The organism is Vibrio sp. 1069 (assembly GCF_033340555.1).
Genome location: NZ_JAWOWP010000569.1, coordinates 1 through 609 on the forward strand (window position 1 = coordinate 1; position 609 = coordinate 609).

At 48.9% G+C, this 609-nt stretch carries 1 protein-coding gene; it reads left to right on the forward strand.

Going from position 1 to position 609, the window contains the following annotated elements:
- Positions 1 to 113: 113 nt before the first annotated feature.
- Positions 114 to 609: TonB-dependent receptor plug domain-containing protein (locus R7040_RS27785; protein ID WP_318097794.1), on the forward strand; the 496-nt coding region annotated here is incomplete at its 3' end.

Consider the following 609-nt stretch of genomic DNA (forward strand, 5'->3'; position numbering starts at 1 on the left):
TATCAATTATGGAGATGTAGATGTCCACTCTTAGACTGCCAGTGCTAACTGCAACTGGTGTTTTAGCCTTCGTCAGTGTCCCTCATGTATTTGCTAACGACTCAGTTTCTAAAATGGAAACCGTCGTGGTGACAGCGTCAAGTTATGAGCAATCCCAAGCGGATGCGCCTGCAAGTATTAGTGTTATCTCGCGAGAAGAATTGGACTCGCGCTACTACCGCGACGTGACTGATGCACTGAAAAGTGTGCCGGGTGTTGTTGTGACTGGTGGTGGTGATACAACCGATATCAGCATTCGTGGTATGGGCTCTAAGTACACGTTAATTCTTGTGGATGGTAAGCGCCAAAGTACTCGCGAAACTCGCCCAAATAGCGATGGCCCTGGTATTGAACAAGGTTGGTTGCCACCACTTCAAGCCATTGAGCGAATCGAAGTGATCCGCGGCCCGATGTCGACGCTGTATGGTTCCGATGCGATTGGTGGTGTGATTAACGTGATCACCCGTAAAGATGCGCTTGAGTGGACAGGTAATGTGCAGCTGGGGACGGTTATCCAAGAAAACAGCCGTTCTGGTGGTGAACAGAGTACAAACTTCTTTGTAAATGGCC